Raw genomic sequence first — 17,402 nt, 5'->3', positions numbered from 1 at the left:
CCCCCCTCTGCGGGGGAGGGTGGCGAGCGGATGCGAGCGCAGCGGGACGAAGTCCCGCCGAGAGGGGCAGCGCGACGTTGATCCAGTGGGCCCCCTTCAGAACGGTTCCGCTATATCCGGAAGCGGGTTCCCCTCTCCCGCCCGGCTCCGCCGGGCACCCTCCCCCGCAGAGGGGGGAGGGTTCAAGTCCCGCGCCCCGTCCTGATGCGTTGATCGATCCGACGACCCGCTGTTGACGCCCCCTGCCCGCTCCGCTCGCGTAAAGACCCGCTGAAGACCCGATGGCCAAGCCCGCCCCCAAGCCCCCCGCCCCGCCCGCAGCCCCGAAGAAGCCCGCAGCCGCCCGCTTCGCCCTGCCGAAATCCGCCGCCTTGACCAAGGCCGTGGAGGCGCTGAAGGCCGGCGACAGCGCGACGCTGGCGCGCGTGCCGGACGGGTTCGACGCCCTGGTGGTGGCCGATCTCGCCCGCGCCCTGTCGCAGGTCTCGGAGGGGCCGGCGGTCCTGGTCCACGTCGCCCGGGACGGCACCCGCTCGGCGGCCTTCGCCAGCGCATTGTCCTTCGTGGCGCCCGAGATCGAGGTGATGAGCGTTCCGGCCTGGGACTGCCAGCCCTACGACCGGATCTCGCCGAATCCCGCCATCGCGGCCCAGCGCATGACGGCGCTCTCGCGGCTCGCCCGCACCCGCTCCTCGGCCGAGAAGCCGCGCATCCTCACCACCACGGTCAACGCCCTGGTGCAAAGGGTGCCGCCGAAATCCCGCATCGCCGTCGAGACCTTCTCGGCCGCGCCCGGCAACGCGCTCGATACCGACCAGATCGTCGCCTGGCTCGAGGCCAACGGCTTCCTGCGCACCGGCACCGTGCGCGATACCGGCGAATACGCGGTGCGCGGCGGCATCATCGACCTGTCGCCGCCGGGGCTCCCGAACCCGGTCCGCCTCGATTTCTTCGGCGACACCCTCGAATCGATCCGCGCCTTCGATCCCGAGACCCAGCGCACCATCGGGCAATTGCGCTCCCTCGACCTCGTGCCGATGAGCGAGGTGCAGCTCACCACCGAGACGATCCGGCGCTTCCGCCAGGGCTACGTCACGACCTTCGGCGCCGCGACCCGCGACGACCGGCTCTACGAGACGATCAGTGAGGGCCGGCGCTATGCCGGCCTCGAGCACTGGATGCCGCTGTTCTATGACAAGCTCGACACGCTGTTCGACTACGTCGCCGGCGTGCCCCTCATCCTCGACCACCAGGTCGACGACGCGGTGGCCGAGCGCCTGGCCCAGGTGCAAGAGTATTACGACGCCCGCTGCGAGGCCTTGAAGGAGCGCCAGAGCGGCACCGCCCCCTACAAGCCGCTCAAGCCCGACGCGCTCTACCTGTCGCCGAACGAGTGGGCGAAGCGGATCGACGGCGCCACGGTCGCGCGGCTTGCCCCCTTCGACGTACCGGAGGTTTCGGGCCGCAAGCTGATCGATTGCGAGGGCGTGCCCGGCCGCAGCTTCGCGCCGGAGCGGGCGCAGGAGGGCGTCAACGTCTTCGACGCCGCGGTGGGCCACGTGCGCGATCTCCAGGCGTCGGGCCATCACGTCGTCCTGGCGGCGTGGTCGGAGGGCTCGCGCGACCGGCTCTGCGGCGTCTTGACCGAGCACGGCCTGCCGAAGCCGAAGACCATCACCCGGCTCTCCGACATCCTGGCGATGAAGCGCGGCCAGGATCTCGGCGTCGCGGTCTGGGGCCTGGAGGGCGGCTTCTCCGCCGGCCAGCTCGCCGTGGTGGCCGAGGGCGACATCCTCGGCGACCGGCTGGTCCGGCCCAAGCGCAAGGCCAAGCGCCCGCAGGACGTGATCCTGGAGGTGCAGGCGCTCGCGCCGGGCGACCTCGTGGTCCATGCCGATCACGGCATCGGGCGGTTCATCGGGCTGAAGACCGTGACGGCGGCGGGCGCCCCCCACGACTGCCTGGAGATCCAGTATAGCGGCGGCCTGCTGCTGCTCCCGGTCGAGAATATCGAGCTTCTGACCCGCTACGGCTCGGAGGATGCGGACGTCGCCCTCGACAAGCTCGGCGGCGGGGCCTGGCAGGCGCGCAAGGCCAAGCTCAAGCGCCGGATCATGGAGATGGCCGGCGCCCTCATCAAGGTCGCGGCCGAGCGCTTCCTGAAATCCGCCCCGAAGATGGCCCCGCCGGAAGGCACCTACGGCGAGTTCGCCGCCCGATTCCCCTACGAAGAGACCGAGGACCAGGAGGCGGCGATCGCCGCGACGCTCGGCGACCTCACCTCCGGCCGGCCGATGGACCGGCTGGTCTGCGGCGATGTCGGCTTCGGCAAGACGGAGGTGGCGCTCCGCGCCGCCTTCGTCACCGCGCTCTCGGGCAAGCAGGTGGCGGTGGTGGTACCCACCACCCTGCTGGCGCGCCAGCACGCCCGCACCTTCGAGGCCCGGTTCAAGGGCCTGCCGGTCAACGTGGCGCAGGCCTCCCGCTTCGTCGGCAATGCCGATCTGAAGAAGGTCCGGGAGGGGCTGGCCGACGGCTCGGTCGACATCGTGGTCGGCACCCACGCGCTCTTGGCCAAGAACATCGTGTTCAAGGATCTCGGCCTCATCATCATCGACGAGGAGCAGCATTTCGGCGTCGCCCACAAGGAGCGGCTGAAGGCGCTGAAGTCGGAGGTCCACGTCCTGACGCTCTCCGCCACGCCGATCCCGCGCACGCTCCAGCTCGCCATGACCGGGGTGCGCGAACTCTCGATCATCGCGACGCCGCCGGTCGATCGGCTCGCGGTGCGCACCTTCGTGATGCCGTTCGATCCGCTCTCGATCCGCGAGGCGCTGCTGCGCGAGCGCTACCGCGGCGGCCAGGCCTTCTACGTCGTGCCGCGCATCGAGCACCTGGAGGAGGTCAAGCGCTTCCTCGACCGGGAGGTGCCCGAGGCCAAGGTGGCGGTGGCCCACGGCCAGATGGCGGCGGGCCAGCTCGAGGACGTGATGACGGCCTTCTACGAGGGCCAGTACGACATCCTGCTCGCCACCACGATCGTCGAATCCGGCCTCGACATCCCGACCGCCAACACGCTGATCGTCCACCGCGCCGACATGTTCGGCCTTGCCCAGCTCTACCAGCTGCGCGGCCGCGTCGGCCGCTCCAAGGCCCGGGCCTACGCGCTGTTCACCACGCCCGAGGGCAAGCCCCTGACGGTGCAGGCGGAACGGCGCTTGAGCGTGCTGCAATCCCTCGACACGCTGGGCGCCGGCTTCCAGCTCGCCAGCCACGACCTCGACATCCGCGGGGCCGGCAACCTGCTCGGCGACGAGCAGTCCGGCCACGTCAAGGAAGTGGGCTACGAGCTCTACCAGCAGATGCTGGAGAGCGCGGTCGCGGCGCTCAAGTCCGGCAACGCGCTGCCGACCGACGAGCAATGGTCGCCGACCATCGCGCTCGGCGCCCCCGTCACCATGCCGGAGGAATACGTCTCGGATCTCTCGGTGCGGCTCGGCCTCTATCGCCGCCTCGCGACGCTGGAGAACGACCGGGAGCTCGAGAGCTTCGGCGCCGAGATGATCGACCGCTTCGGCCCGATGCCGCCGGAGGTGGAAGAGCTTCTCAAGATCGTGACGATCAAGATCCTGTGCCGCGAGACCAATGTCGAGAAGGTCGAGGCCGGCCCGAAGGGCATCGTCATGCACTTCCGCGACCGCGCCTTCGCCAACCCGGCCAAGCTCGCCGGCTACATCGCCGACCAGCGCTCCTTCGCCAAGGTGCGGCCGGACATGAGCGTGGTGTTCATCCGCGACCTCGCCACGGTGGCGGAGCGGTTGAAGGAGACGACGGCGATTTTGCGGGATCTGGTGAAGCTGATCACGCGGAAGAAGGCGGCGTGAGGCAAAAAGAGAGAGGCGGCGGAGAGCCGCCTCTCCTACCTTAGATAGAAGCGGCGAGTAAGCTCAACCTATAGAGCTGCGCGCAGTGTGTTATAAAATTAACACCCTGCGACAACTGCCGCCGATTTTATTTCTGGGCGACAGTTGCTATCTTAATTGTTTTCTTTCTATTTCGTTCAGGCTGAGTAGATCGAATTTTGCGAGAAATCCCAGGAGTCCTATATTCCATGTGTAAATGACAGTTCTTTCTAGTTGTTTTGTTTGTAAATAATCACTGTTTTGCGTATAATTAAGCATGTTTCCTTCAAATTTACCATCTTTATACATATCATACGAGACACCGATATAGTCAAGTCCGACTTCGTCTTCTGGGCGGCTAAATGCAATGTTTCCTGTATCTAGAGCATGCCGTAGAGACATTTGAATTTGATACGCATGCCTTGTTGTTTCGAGGGCGTCTCGCCCAACGAGCGTGTGATTGTCGACGTTCGATAAAACAAATTTAGTATTTACATCCTCAAATGCGTCCTTATAGTATAGGTAATTTTCTACAACGCCGTTATTTGGCAGCATCAAATCCAGGCTCTTCCGCGCTGCCGCTTCAAAAGCCTCTGGCGATAGTTTCGGGGCGTAGTGTGCCACCCAGCCATTCGCACCCAATCCGCGCATGAACGCCTCGTCCTTAGCCGAGATGGATTCCTTCAGCATGCTGCTCGGGAGCTCAAGGTATGGGGCGGATGCCACAAACTGCATGGCAAATCGATCGGTTGGCGTCATCGCTGCTAAGTCTTCGGATGTAATATTCCTGTCGAGGCGTTTGAGGTTTGTAATTGCATCCAACGTTCTAGTCGATGCGATCTTAGCCACCTTCGATGTCGTATCGAGAGCTGCGGCAGCCTGTTTGAAGGAAGTTTGTTTAGACGTGACTATCGTTTCGTTGAGCATTTTCAGCGCAATGGCGCTCGATGTCATTCTCACGTCGGAAGCCGCACTCGCCGGAATCATCTGCCGCCTCTCAAATCTGCATTGAGATCATGCTATAGCCTGATAATTGTATCGAATTATCTCTAATTTTTTCTTAAGTCGAAATATTATCGAAGTTATTACGGCAATATCGATTTGTTTATTGAGATAATATTGTAAGACGATTTCTGATTTCTGCATAGGAGCGCATCATGCTCGAAAAATCCCCTGACTATGCTGAAATGCCAGAAAATTTTGAGATTTTATTTTCTTCGCTCACAGAGCGTAGGCCAATATTTATGTTCGGTCATAGCGCCACGTATAATCGGTCGATTAAGACGGCACCAACAGCAGAGTTGAGCGGCTCGCTTATAAAGCGCCCAGCGCGATCTGTAAATATATACTAAGTCTTGATTGGAATGATTTTGTATAATATTAAATATTTTGTTTCATCGTAGCAAATTCCATGTAAATAAAATGCCGTACAAGAAAAATTAAAAACGGGCTTTCAACTGCCGAATCAAGGAGGCCAATAAGGACCTTTAGCGTTGTCAGTCTGAGAAATTACCCAATACTATCTGTTGCCCGCGGCGGACTCGCCGCGGAGTGAGATATGTCCGCCGTCTCGCTCTAATCAATCCCGATCGACCTCTAACGCGGCCCCGCTGACGGCATCTTCACGATCTTCCCATCCGGCAAAATGATGTCGCCCGGGCTCTGCCCCGCCTCGCACGGACCGAGATAGGTGGCGTCGATCACCATCTTGCGCCGGACCGGCTCCTTCATGTTGGGGATGCCGGTCAGCGTCGTGTCCACGTCCATGTGGACCTTGCTGGCGAAGTCGCCGGTGATCACGCTGGTGCCGCTGGCCGAGATCGGGCCGATCTTGCACTCGGTCTCGCCCTTGTAGCCGGTGCTCGTCTTGACGAAATCGCGCTTCGAGCACTGCCCGGCGCCGAGCGCCCCTTGCGCCATCTGGTCCGTCTTGTCGTCGATGCACTGGCGGGCGGTGGTGTTGCCCTCCGCCGAGACGGTCTTGCTCTCCCACAGGCCGGCCTTGCGCGCCGGCAAGGTGTCGGCGGCGGCGAGCGTGCTCGCCGCGACGAGGGTGATCCCGACGAATCCGCCACCGATCAGACGCACGGGCATGGAGCCTCCCTGGTAAGCGCGGCTCCCCGGCCGCCTCGGTGTGAAGGACTAGCCCAAGAGGATTAAGCACTCAAGATCCGGGCAGAGTGCGCCCCGCCCGGATCTGTCCCGGTCACGCCGTCTGGGCCGCGACCCGGAGCCCCGAGAACCCGATCAGCTTGCGGGCCTCCTCGTCCCACAAGGCGAGCCCGAGGCAGCGCAGGCTGTCGCGCAGGGTCAGGCGGCCGACCTCGCCGAGCGTCGCGTGGCCGTCGAGGCATTCCTGGAGGCGGTAGTTCGGGATGCGGCTGTTGAGGTGATGGACGTGGTGCAGGCCGACATTGCCGGTGAACCATTGCAGCACCCGCGGCAGGACGTAGTACGAGCTGCCGCCGAGCGCCGCGCGGTGGAAATCCCAGGCCTCGGGGCCTTCCCAGACGGTCTCCTCGTACTGGTGCTGGACGTAGAACAGCCAGCCGCCGATCCAGGCGGCGACGCTGACCACCGGCAGGAGCACCCAGAGCACCGGCCCGATCCCGCCGGTCGCGAGCGCGAGGAGCGCGACCATCGCGGCGAGCGCCAGGTCGAGGGCGAGCACGTCCCGCCACGCGGTGCGCCAGGGCAGGCCGACGCCGGTGGGAAACCGCTGCAGCACCAGGAAGTTGAGCGGCGAGCCGAGCACGATGAGGATGAACGGGTTGCGGTAGAGGCGATAGCGCAGCCGGTGCCAGCGCGACAGGGCGAGGTATTCGCGCACGGTCAGCGTGTGGATGTCCCCCGTGCCGCGGCGGCTGAGGTCGCCGGTGGAGGCGTGGTGCAGGGCGTGCGCCCGCTTCCAGCTGTCGTAGGGCGTCACCGTCAGGAGGCTCAGGAGGCGGCCGAGCCCGTCATTGGCGGCGCGGGAGGGCAGGAACGAGCCGTGCCCGCAATCGTGCTGGATGATGAACAGCCGCACCAGCAGGCCGCCGGCCGGCACGGCGAGCGGCAGCACCCAGGGTTCGTAACCGTTCGCCGCCGCCCAGAGCATGATCGCGCACAGCGCGAGGTAGGGCAGCAGGGTATTGGCGACCTGCCGGAGCGCGAGCTTCGGGACGGGATCGCGGTAGGCCGCGCAATGGCGCGCCACCTCGCGGGCGAGGGCGGCGATGTCGGGCCGTACGGTCTCATCCCCGGCCCGGCTGAGCGCGGCGGGGTGCGTTGTATCGTCGGTCACGGGGGAAGGGCGATCCTGTCTGTCGGGCGGCCGCGGAGGGCCTCGGGTGGTGCGGCCGCGGGCGGAGATCCTCCGGCACCGGCCGGCGCGATTCCCGGGTCGCACGCGTCCCCAGTAGCATTCCTGGCGCCGGCAGGAAGGAGGCGCCTCCGCGGCACGGTCGCAGGGCGGGAGCCCGGGGCCATCACATCCGGGTGATCGGGAGGGTGCCGACGGCATCCGCCGGCCCGGCGGCCCTCACGCGTCGAGGCGGGTCCGCGCCGGCACGTCGATCGGCCCGACCTGCGCCGCGCGCAGGCCCGCCGCCATCGCCTGGAGGCGGCCCTGCGGGTCCTCGGGCTGGATCACGCCGGCCGACATCACCAGCTTGGCGGCGTCGTCGACGCTGATCGACAACTCGATCACCTCGGCGCGGGGCAGGTAGAAGAAGAAGCCGGTGGTCGGGTTCGGCGCGCAGGGCAGGAACACGCCGACATGGTCGTGCTCGGGTCCGAGCGCCGTCTGCACGTCGGGCCCGGCCGGGGCCGACACGAACACGATCGACCAGGTGCCCTTCACCGGGAACTCGACGAGCCCGACGGTGCGGAACGAGGTGCCGCTGGTCGAGAACAGCGTCTCGAAGACCTGGCGCAGGCCGCGATAGAGGCCCGAGATCACCGGCGTGCGGGCGAGGAGCACCTCGCCGAACTCCACCACCGAACGGCCGACGAGGTTGGCGGTGAGGGCGCCCAGGGTGGTGAGGGCCACGAAGGCGATGACGAGCCCTAGGCCCGGCACGCTGAACGGCAGGTAATGGTCCGGCAGGTAGGCCGAGGGCACCAGCGGCTTGACCCAGCCGTCGATCAAGCTGATGCACCACCAGGTGATGTAGATCGTGATCGCCAGCGGGCCGGCGACGATCACGCCGGTGAAGAAGTAGTTCCGCAGCCGGCCGCGGACGCTGACGCGCTTGCGGGTGGCCGGCGCGTCCGGATCGGGGATCAGCGGCGAGGGTTCCGACACGATTGACGATTCTCGATCCCGGCAGGCACCCCCTGCCCCCGAAGAGGTAGCGGTTTGCTGCGCTGCGCTCAAGGCGGGCAAGAGCCTTTGAGAGAGCCCAAGCTCCTTTGAACGACCCATTGTCAGTCCGACCGAGGCCGGATCCTGCTGCCCTGGGAGCGGTCCTGCATCGCGCCCTCGCCGATCAGGCGATGACCTGGAGCCTCGGCGGCTACGGGGCGGGCGCGACCTTCCGGCGCGATCCCGGGGAGCCGGTGGCGAGGCCGGATAGCGGACGCCCCGGCCTCGTCACGCCCCGCGGCGCCCTGGTGCTGGGAGAGGCCGGCACCCTGGTGCCGTTCGCCTACGAGACAGCGCTCGGTCACGAGGCCTGGAGCCAGGCCCTCGCCCTGTGCCGGCCCCTCGACGCCCTGCCGCTCGGCTCGGCCACGCTCGTGAGCGAACGCGGTCCCGACGACGAGGCTGCCCGGTCCGAGGACCGGGACGGGGTGCTGTTCTGCCTCGGCCTACCCCTGCCCCAGGCCCGGCTCCTCGCCCGGGTGCGGGGCGACGCCGTCCGGGCCTTGCGCGCCGCCTGCGGGCGCCCGGCCGACGCCGCCCTCTGGGCCGGCCTGCCGGGCCTCGGGGCGGTGCTGGTGGCGGCGCAGGGCCGCAATCGCATCGAGGTCGTCCTGCCCGACGCCCATCCGGGACCGCGCGTCCACTGGTTCGACAAGCTCCTGCGCCAGGGCCGCCTGCACGCCGCCACGGCCCCGATCCCGCCGGGCCTCGCCCCCGTCATCCACCTGCATCCGCCGCACCCGCTGACGGAGGGCGGCTACGATCTCAGGCGCCATGCCGTCTTCCAGGACTGGCTGGCACGCTGGGGCGATCCGGCGCTCGTGGCGCTCAAGGACCGCATCCTCGCCGGGGAGGAGGTGGTGCCGGACTCCCGGGCGGCGCGGGGCGCGGCGCGGGTGGCACGGATGCAGCGGCGATACGGGGCGCCGGCGTGATGCGCCGCACACGCGGATGACCCCGTGAGCAAGAAAAAAGGCCGCCCTTGCGAGCGGCCCGAAGTCTAGGGAGGAAACGCCCAAAGAGGGCAGCAGGGCCGCGACGCCATCGCGACCGTGCATTGCAGAAGATAGACCCCTGCGCCGTGTTCGCAAGTGCGAAAGCGCACCTCAAGAAGATTTTCTCCCAGACGATCGCGCCCGCCTCGAAAACGGCGACGCCCCCGCCGGGGGCCGGCGGGGGCGTCGTCCCGGTCGTTGCGGGAGCGTGGCGTCAGCGACGCAGGATCTTGGTGACGAGGCGGCCGACGAGGTTGCCGGAATCGTTGTAGGCGACCCGGTCGTCGTAGGGACGGCTGTCGGGACGAAGGCGGGGGTCGTCGTTCCCCAGGATCTTGGTGACGATCCGGCCGATGAGGCTCATCGTATCCTCCAGGTGTGCGGGCATGAGGTCGTTCGGGGATAGAACGGCCGAACAGCCTGGGCCGTTCCGAATTCCTCCGTCACGCCCGCTCCGCCATCGCCTCGAAGACCAGGGCGTGGCGGGCCGCCAGCGCCGCGATGTCGGTCGCGTAGCCGCCGCCGATCACCGCGACGAGCGGGATGCCGCGCCTTTGCGCCTCGCCGATCACGTAGGCCTCGCGCCGGCGCAGGCCCTCGTCGGAGAGCGCCAGGCGGCCGAGGCGGTCGTCGCGGTGGGGATCGACGCCGGCATTGTAGAAGACGAGATCCGGGCGCTGCCCGTCGAGGAGGCGCGGCACGTGCTGGCTCAGCGCCGCCAGGTAATCGTCGTCGGTCAGCCCGTCGGGCAGGCCGACATCGAGGTCCCCCGGCACCTTGTCGGCGGGATAGTTCTTCTCGGCATGCATCGAGAAGGTGAACAGGTCGGGCTCGTGCGAGAGGCAATCGGCGGTGCCGTCGCCCTGATGCACGTCGAGGTCGATGACCAGCGCCCGGCGGATCGTGCCCTCGCGCTTCAGGGCCAGCGCCGCCACCGCGACGTCGTTGAAGACGCAGAACCCCCTGCCCCCGTCGCGCCGGCCGTGGTGGCTGCCGCCCGCGGTGCTGCCGGCAAGGCCTCCGGCCAGCGCCAGCCGCGCGGCGAGCAGCGTGCCGCCGGCCGAGGCGAGCGAGCGCCGCGCCACCCCGGCATCGACCGGCAGGCCGATCGCCCGCTCGACCGCCCGCGGCACCGTCCCGGTGACGACCTGCTCGACGTAGAGACCGTCATGGGCGAGGCGGATCAGGTCCGGGCTCGCCGGCTCGGGGGTCACGAAGCCGTCCGGCACCAGGCCGCGCGCCGCGATGGCCGCGGCGAGCTGCCCGTATTTGCCCATCGGGAAGCGGTGGCCGTCGGGCAGCGCGGCCTCGTAGGCCGGGTGGAACACGACCGGGACCATGGGCGAGACCCTGTGGACAGCGGGGACGACACGGATACGCTCAACGCGCCGGTCCGGTTCTCGGCAGGCGCGACCGCGCGCCGCGGGCATCGGACGATCTTCCCGCAGGATCAACAGGGTCGGCGCAAGCGCCCGGACCCGTCCGGCCTGTCGTTCGGCCGTCTCCGGCTCCCCTTTCGCCGGCTTATGCTCTAGCTTGGTCGGGGATCGGGCGGGACAACGGTCACGGTTTGAACACGAATTCCCCCGACCCTTGGGTAAGAGATTTTTGGGGCAGACATCTCTCGATCGCCATCGTATCGCGCGCGATACGGTGGTGGACGGGAAGGCTCGCCATCGATCACGGTCCGCGAGTTAGGCGGGCATCGGGCACGCCGTCGGCGTGAGGTAAGTTTCTTTCAAGGCTCGCCTCGGGGGGCGGAGCCGGCAAGCACGGCCGGGGGGCATGCGGGAGCGGGTCGACCATCGCGGCGCGAACACGACGCGTCCGTCAGGCGCGGGAATGGCAACGGCGCTCGGGCTCGGGCTCGCCTTAGGGCTCGGGGCGGCGGAGCCGGCGCGCGCCTTCGACCTGTTCGGCCTGTTCGCCTCCGAGGAGGCGCCGCCGGCCCCGAGCCCGGCCGCCCTGCCCTACGCGATCCGCTTCCAGGGCGTCGAGGACGAGGACCTGCTGCGTGCCCTCCAGGACACGTCGAGCCTCTACCGCCTGCGCAACGACGCGCCGCCGGACGGCGAGGGCCTGCTGCGCCGGGCCGAGGCGGACGCGCCGCGCCTCGTCGATGCGCTGTCGGGCTTCGGCTATTATGCCGGCACGGTGAGCTTCCGCATCGAGGACGTGGTGCTCGGCGGCAACGCCGCGGCTCTGGCCGCCGTGCGCGCCGCCGAGGCCGCCCGCAACCGCAGCCTCGTGGCGGTGCGGATCTCCGTCGACCAGGGCCCGCTCTACCATCTGCGCACCATCACGGTGCTCGATCCTGAAGGCCGACCGTTCCCGCCCGAGGTCGTGCCCCCCCGCCTCACCCGCCTCGACGGCGAGGTGCCGGCCCGGTCCTCCACCGTGCTCGCCCGCGAGGCGGCGCTGATCGACGGGTTCCGCCGCGACGGCTACCCCTTCGCCAAGGTGCTGCGGCGCCAGCCGGTGGTGGACGACACCGCCCACGTCATGGACGTGACCTTCGTGGTCGATCCGGGGCCGAAGGCGCGGCTCGGCACCGTCACGGTGCGGGGCACGAAAGACCTCGACCCGGCGGTGGTGCGCTCGTTCATCTATGCCGAGCCGGGCGATCCCTACTCGCCGCAGGCGCTCTCCGACATCCGCCGCTCGGTCTCGCGGATCGAGGCGCTCGGCGGCGTGCGGGTGCGCGAGGGCACGGCGCTCGATCCCGACGGCACCCTGCCGGTCTTCGTCGACGTAACCGAGCGCTCGCCGCACATCGTCGGCGTGTCGGCCCGCTACTCCACCGTCGACGGGCCGGGGGTGCGGGCCTACTGGGCCGACCGCAACCTGTTCGGCGGCGGCGAGACCCTGCGGATCGACGCCGACCTGTCCTATCTCGGGCTGGGCACCGACTATTACGCCCGGCGCCGCAAGCTCGCCGGCATCGAGACCAACGGGCTCGGCGGCCGGCTCGCCGCGACCTTCGTGAAGCCCGCCCTGTTCGGCACCCGCAACGACCTCCTGGCCAGCGCCTTCATCGGCCGCGAGGTGCAGCAATCCTATCTCAGCGACGCCACCGGCTTCACGGTGGCGGTCCGCCGCCGCTTCGCCGATGCCTTCTCGGCGCAGGTCGGCCTCGACGGCCGGTTCGGCTCCGACCGCGACGCGCTCGGCCGCGTCGATTACGGGCTGCTGGGGCTGAATGCCGGCGTCACCTACGATTCGACCGACAGCCTGCTCGACCCGACCCGCGGCTTTCGCGTCACCGCCTCGCTCACCCCCTATGCGGGTCTGGGCAAGAGCCCCGACCTCCTGATCGCCAAGGCGCAGGGCTCGACCTACTACTCGTTCGACGACGAGGGCCGCTACATCCTCGCCGCCCGCCTCGGCTTCGGCTCGGTGAGCGGCGCCAATCTCGCCGACGTGCCGGCATCCCTGCGCTTCTTTGCCGGTGGCGGCGGCTCGATCCGCGGCTATTCCTACCGCACCGTCGGGCCGATCGGCCCCTACCAGCTGCCGATCGGCGGGCGCTCGCTGCTCGAGGGCTCGATCGAGGGCCGGATCAAGATCACCGACACGATCGGCATCGTGCCCTTCGTCGATGCCGGCACGGCGTTTGCCGGCACCCTGCCCGATTTCGACGAGCGCATCCGCATCGCCGCGGGTCTGGGGCTTCGCTACTATACCGGCATCGGCCCGATCCGGGTCGATCTCGCGGTGCCGCTGAACCCCGACAAGCAGCTCAAGCAGCCGCCGGTCGCCCTCTACATCAGCCTCGGTCAGGCCTTCTGATGATGCAGATGCGGGCCTCGCGCCTTCTCACCGCCGCCATCGCCGTCTCCCTGGTGGCCCTCGCCTGGCTCGGCCACGCCGCCACCGGCGAGGCGGCGGAGGGCGAGACCACGATCCTCGGCGACCTCCTGTCCCGCGCCCTCTCGACCCCGGCCTCCCGGGTCTCGATCGGCGCCGTCGACGGGGCGCTGTCCTCCGACGCCACGATCCGCGACGTCGCCATTGCCGACCGCAACGGCGTGTGGCTGCGCCTCGACAAGGCCCGGCTGATCTGGCGCCGCACCGCGCTGCTGTCGCGCCGCCTGGAGATCGACCGGCTGGAGATCGGGCGGCTCGAGGTCTTGCGCCGCCCCCTGCCCTCGGCGAGCCCGCCGTCCCAGGACAAGGAGGCGCTGCTGCCCGACCTGCCGGTGAAGGTGGTGGTCAAGGCCTTCGCCCTCTCCGACCTCGTGCTGGGCGAGCCGGTGCTCGGCGAGGCCGCCCGCATCGGCGGGGCGGGACAGGCCACCCTCGGCGACCCGCGCGAGGGCCTCGATCTCGGCTTCGGCCTACGCCGGCTCGACAAGCCCGGCACCGTCACCCTCAAGCTCGTCTACGTGCCGGACACGAACCGTCTGGAGGTGAAGCTCGCCCAGGACGAGCCGGAAGGCGGCCTCGCGGCGCGGCTGATGAACCTGCCCGGCTTACCCCCGGTGAGCCTCGACCTCGACGGCAACGGCACGTTGGACGCCTGGAACGCGGCTCTCGCGTTCAAGGCCGGCGAGGGCATCGGCGCCGACGGCAAGGCCCGCATCGACCGGGTCGGGGCGGAGCGCCGGATGGTGCTCGACCTCGCCTCGCGGGTCGAAGGCCTGATGCCCGGGCCGCTTGCCGCCGTGTTCTCCGGCACCACCCGCCTCGACGGGGCGTTGCGCTTCGCGGATGCCGGCGCGGTGCAGGTCGACCGGTTCGAGCTGACCTCCCGCACCGCGCGGCTGGCGCTGAACGGCGGGGTCGACGCGGCCCGCAACGCCGACCTGACCCTCCAGGCTCGCGCCCTTCCGACCGAGGGCGGCGTGACCAAGGCCGGCGACTCGACCCTCGAGGCCCTGGTTCTGGACGCGAGCCTCAAAGGCCCCCTCGACGCCCCGGCTGTCCGCGGGACCCTGCGCGCCGCCGGCCTCTCGGCCGCGGGCAGCCGGCTCGGCCGGGCGAGCGCCGACCTCGTCGCCGAGCCGCTGCCGCGCAAGCCTGAGGGCCAGTCCTTCCGCCTCGCCGCCAACGCCGAGGTGGACGGCCTCCACCTCGCCGATCCGGCCTTGCGCCGGGCTGTCGGACCGAAGGCGTCGTTTCACCTCACCGGCCGCATCGACCCGAACGGCGTCGCCGATCTCGACGCCGTGACCATCGAGGCGCCGACCGCGAATGCCCGCTATGCCGGCCGGATCGGCCGCGACGTGGTGGCGGGCACGCTCCAGGCCGAGCTCCCCGACCTCGCCGCCTTCTCCCTCGCCGCCGGCCGGCCGCTCGGCGGCCGCGTCGCCGTGACGGCGCTTCTCTCCGGCGATCCCGGCCGGGCCGGCGTGACCGCCGACGTCGAGGCGAACACCGAGAAGCTGTTTCTCGGCACCCCCGCCCTCGACCGGACTCTCGGCCGCGAGCCGCGATTCGCCGGCCGCCTCACCCGCCTGCCCGACGGCTACGCGGTCCAGGCCGCGCGCCTGACCGGGGCGGCCGTGGCCGCCACGGTCGACGGCCGCGCCACCGAGGCCAAGGCCGACATGACCGGCCGGGTCGAGCTGACCGACCTCGCCACCCTCGATCCCGAACTCGCCGGCAAGGCCGGGTTGGAGGCGCGTCTCACCGGTTCGCTCGAGCGCCCGGACCTGGCCCTGACCGTCTCGGCCCCCGAGGCCCGGGCGATGGGCCGGCCGGTGCGCGAGCTGACCGCCAAGGCGACCGTGACCGACGCCACCGGCGCCCTCGACGGCACCGTGGCCCTGTCCGGCCGGGTCGACGGCAAGCCGCTGTCCGGCGACCTCCACCTCGCTAAGGACGGCGCCGATTGGGTGCTCGACCGGCTCGGCCTGACCCTCGGCTCGGTGTCGCTCACCGGCCGCGCCACCGTCGATCCGGCCTCCCGCCTCGCCGAGGGCGCGGTGTCGCTGAAGGCCGGCAACCTCGACGACCTCTCGGCCCTGGCGCTCACCCGTCTCCAGGGGCGCCTCGACGCCGCGATCACCCTGAGCCGCGCCGGCGGCAAGCAGGACGCGACGGTGCGGGCCTCCGGCGAAGGCGTGCGGGCGGCCGGCGTGGCGCTGTCGCGCCTCGACGCCGATCTCGCCGGCACCGATCTCTGGACCAGCCCCCGGGTCTCCGGCCGGCTCGTCGCCGACCGGCTCGTCGCCGGCTCCGAGACGATCGAGGCGATCCGCCTCGACGCCAAGCCCGCGCCCGACGGCAGCGACCTCGTGCTCCAGGCCCGGGCCCGGGGCTTTGCCCTCGACGGCGCCGCCCGGCTGGTGCCGGCCGCCCATCCCCGCCTCGACCTGTCTCGCCTCAGCGCCGTGCGCGGGGCCGACCGGCTGGCGCTCGCAGGCCCCGCGACCGTGACCGTCAAGGACGAGGGCGTGACGGTGGCGGGCCTCGCCATCGCCGCCGGCTCCGGCCGGGCGAGCCTCGACGGCACGATCGGCCAGAGGCTCGACCTGCGGCTCGGCCTGAAGAACCTGCCGCTGGCGATGGCCCGCATCGCCTCGCCCAGCTTGAATCTCTCGGGCACCCTCGACGGCGAGGCGGCGCTGACCGGCCCGGCCGCGAGCCCGGAGGGAAGCTATCGTGTGAGCCTGTCGCGCCTCGTGACGCCCGAGACCCGCTCCGCCGGCCTGCCGCCGATCGACGCCAAGGCCTCCGGCCGGATCGACGACGGCCGCGCCGGCCTCGACGGCACGGTGACGGCCGGACGCGGGGTGCAGATCGCCCTGTCCGGCTCGATCCCGGTCGAGGCCGGCGGCACCCTGGCGCTGCGCACCCGCGGCACCGTCGACGCGGCGCTCGCCAACACCCTGCTGGCGGCGGGCGGCCAGCGCCTGACCGGCCGGGTCGCCCTTGATGCCGGGATCGGCGGCACGCTCCAGGCCCCGAAGATCGACGGTTCGGCGGTTCTCACCGGCGGCAGCTTCACCGATCCGCTCAACGGCGTGAGCCTCACCGACATCCAGGGCCGGGTTACCGGGCGCGGCGACACGCTCGTGATCGAGCGGCTGACCGCCGCCACCCGCAACGGCGGCACGCTCCAGGTCCAGGGCCGCGTCGCCGTCGAGCCGGCTTCGGGGTTCCCCGGCAACCTGACCATCCGGGCTGACCGGGCCGAACTGGTCTCGAGCCAGCTGATGACGCTGATCACCGGCCTCAACCTGTCGCTCACGGGTCCCCTCGCCCGCACCCCGCGGGTCACCGGCCAGGTCGACGTCGTCTCCCTCGACGTCTCGGTGCCCGACCGCCTGCCCGCCACGGTGCAGCCGCTGCCCGGCATCCGCCACGTCAACACCCCGCCGCAGATGCGCGCCCGCCTCGCGGCGCGGGCCAGGCGCGACGCGGCGGCCCGGCGCGGCCGCAAGGCCCCGCCCTTCCTCGCCACCCTCGACCTGACGGTGAACGCGCCCGGCCGCATCACCGTGCGCGGGCGGGGCATCGACGCCGAGCTCGGCGGGTCGCTTCGCCTCACCGGCACCTCGGCGGCACCGGTGGCGAACGGCGCCTTCGCGATGCGCCGCGGCCGGATCCAGATCGTCGGCCAGCGCCTCGACTTCACCCGCGGCCGCCTGACCTTCGCGGGCGACCTGACGGCGCCGGATCTCGACTTCCAGGCCCAGTCCCAGGCCGGCGACGTTACCGCCAAGATCGCCGTCACCGGCCCGGCCAACCAGCCCGACTTCGCGCTGACCTCCGAGCCGCCGCTGCCGCAGGACGAGGTCCTGTCGCGCCTGCTGTTCAAGAAGGCCTCGGGCGGCCTGTCGCCGTTCCAGGCGCTGCAACTGGCGCAAGCGGTCGCCCAGCTCTCCGGCGGCGCCGGCGGGCCGGACGTGTTCGAGAGCGCCCGCAAGGGGCTGGGCCTCGACAGCCTCGACATCCAGGCCGGCGCGAAGGGCGGCGCGGCGGTCGGCCTGTCGCGGGCGATCGGCGAGCGGGTCAATGTCGGCGTGCGGGCCGGGGCGCGGCCGGAGGACAGCGCGGCCACCATCACCTACGACGTGACCGGGCGGATCAAGGTGCAGGGCGAGGCCGGCGCCGATGGACGGACGGCTGTCGGCGTGGGCGCGGAGTGGGAGTATTGAACCATTCGGCTAACCCACCCGGTTCACAGGTGCTTATCGAGGCGAGGATCGC

The 17,402-nt window shown here is 69.9% G+C and carries 10 protein-coding genes; 4 read left to right on the top strand and 6 right to left on the bottom strand.

Annotated features, from left to right (window positions below):
- Positions 1 to 281: 281 nt before the first annotated feature.
- Positions 282 to 3,884: a transcription-repair coupling factor gene (gene mfd / locus F1D61_RS12065; RefSeq protein WP_203158125.1), complete on the top strand. Its 3,603-nt coding sequence runs from the start codon at positions 282 to 284 to the stop codon at positions 3,882 to 3,884.
- 147 nt (positions 3,885 to 4,031) lie between these two features.
- Here the strand turns inward: mfd and F1D61_RS12060 are convergent, their stop codons facing one another.
- The 4 genes from F1D61_RS12060 to F1D61_RS12045 all read right to left on the bottom strand — a co-directional run bounded on the left by F1D61_RS12060 (position 4,032) and on the right by F1D61_RS12045 (position 8,190).
- A complete protein-coding gene (locus F1D61_RS12060; protein WP_203158123.1) occupies positions 4,032 to 4,889 on the bottom strand; it encodes a hypothetical protein in 858 nt (285 codons plus the stop codon).
- A gap of 609 nt (positions 4,890 to 5,498) precedes the next feature.
- Entirely contained in the window at positions 5,499 to 5,996 is a 498-nt protein-coding gene (locus F1D61_RS12055; RefSeq protein WP_203158121.1) for a DUF3617 domain-containing protein, read from the bottom strand.
- 112 nt (positions 5,997 to 6,108) lie between these two features.
- Positions 6,109 to 7,122 carry a fatty acid desaturase gene (locus tag F1D61_RS12050; RefSeq protein ID WP_348649461.1) on the bottom strand — a complete coding sequence of 338 codons (1,014 nt, stop codon included), beginning with the start codon at positions 7,120 to 7,122 and terminating at the stop codon, positions 6,109 to 6,111.
- Positions 7,123 to 7,425: 303 nt separating this feature from the next.
- Positions 7,426 to 8,190, bottom strand: a complete 765-nt coding sequence (locus F1D61_RS12045; protein WP_246775837.1) for a DUF502 domain-containing protein — start codon at positions 8,188 to 8,190, stop codon at positions 7,426 to 7,428.
- Positions 8,191 to 8,381: 191 nt separating this feature from the next.
- Between F1D61_RS12045 and F1D61_RS12040 the strand changes: the two genes are divergently transcribed.
- Positions 8,382 to 9,185, top strand: a complete 804-nt coding sequence (locus tag F1D61_RS12040) for a DUF6925 family protein (protein WP_246775836.1) — start codon at positions 8,382 to 8,384, stop codon at positions 9,183 to 9,185.
- Positions 9,186 to 9,459: 274 nt separating this feature from the next.
- Here F1D61_RS12040 and F1D61_RS12035 read toward each other — a convergent pair whose 3' ends face one another.
- Positions 9,460 to 9,609, bottom strand: coding sequence for a TFIIS helical bundle-like domain containing protein (locus tag F1D61_RS12035; RefSeq protein WP_093566759.1), 150 nt, complete (start codon positions 9,607 to 9,609; stop codon positions 9,460 to 9,462).
- 79 nt (positions 9,610 to 9,688) lie between these two features.
- Positions 9,689 to 10,585, bottom strand: coding sequence for a histone deacetylase family protein (locus F1D61_RS12030; protein WP_203158114.1), 897 nt, complete (start codon positions 10,583 to 10,585; stop codon positions 9,689 to 9,691).
- Positions 10,586 to 11,087: 502 nt separating this feature from the next.
- Between F1D61_RS12030 and F1D61_RS12025 the strand changes: the two genes are divergently transcribed.
- Positions 11,088 to 13,034, top strand: a complete 1,947-nt coding sequence (locus F1D61_RS12025; RefSeq protein ID WP_203158113.1) for an autotransporter assembly complex protein TamA — start codon at positions 11,088 to 11,090, stop codon at positions 13,032 to 13,034.
- A gap of 8 nt (positions 13,035 to 13,042) precedes the next feature.
- Entirely contained in the window at positions 13,043 to 17,350 is a 4,308-nt protein-coding gene (locus tag F1D61_RS12020; protein WP_348649443.1) for a translocation/assembly module TamB domain-containing protein, read from the top strand.
- Positions 17,351 to 17,402 lie beyond the last annotated feature (52 nt).

It is taken from the genome of Methylobacterium aquaticum (genome assembly GCF_016804325.1).
GTDB classification, from domain to species: domain Bacteria; phylum Pseudomonadota; class Alphaproteobacteria; order Rhizobiales; family Beijerinckiaceae; genus Methylobacterium; species Methylobacterium aquaticum_C.
This window is presented reverse-complemented; position numbering and strand designations above follow the sequence as displayed.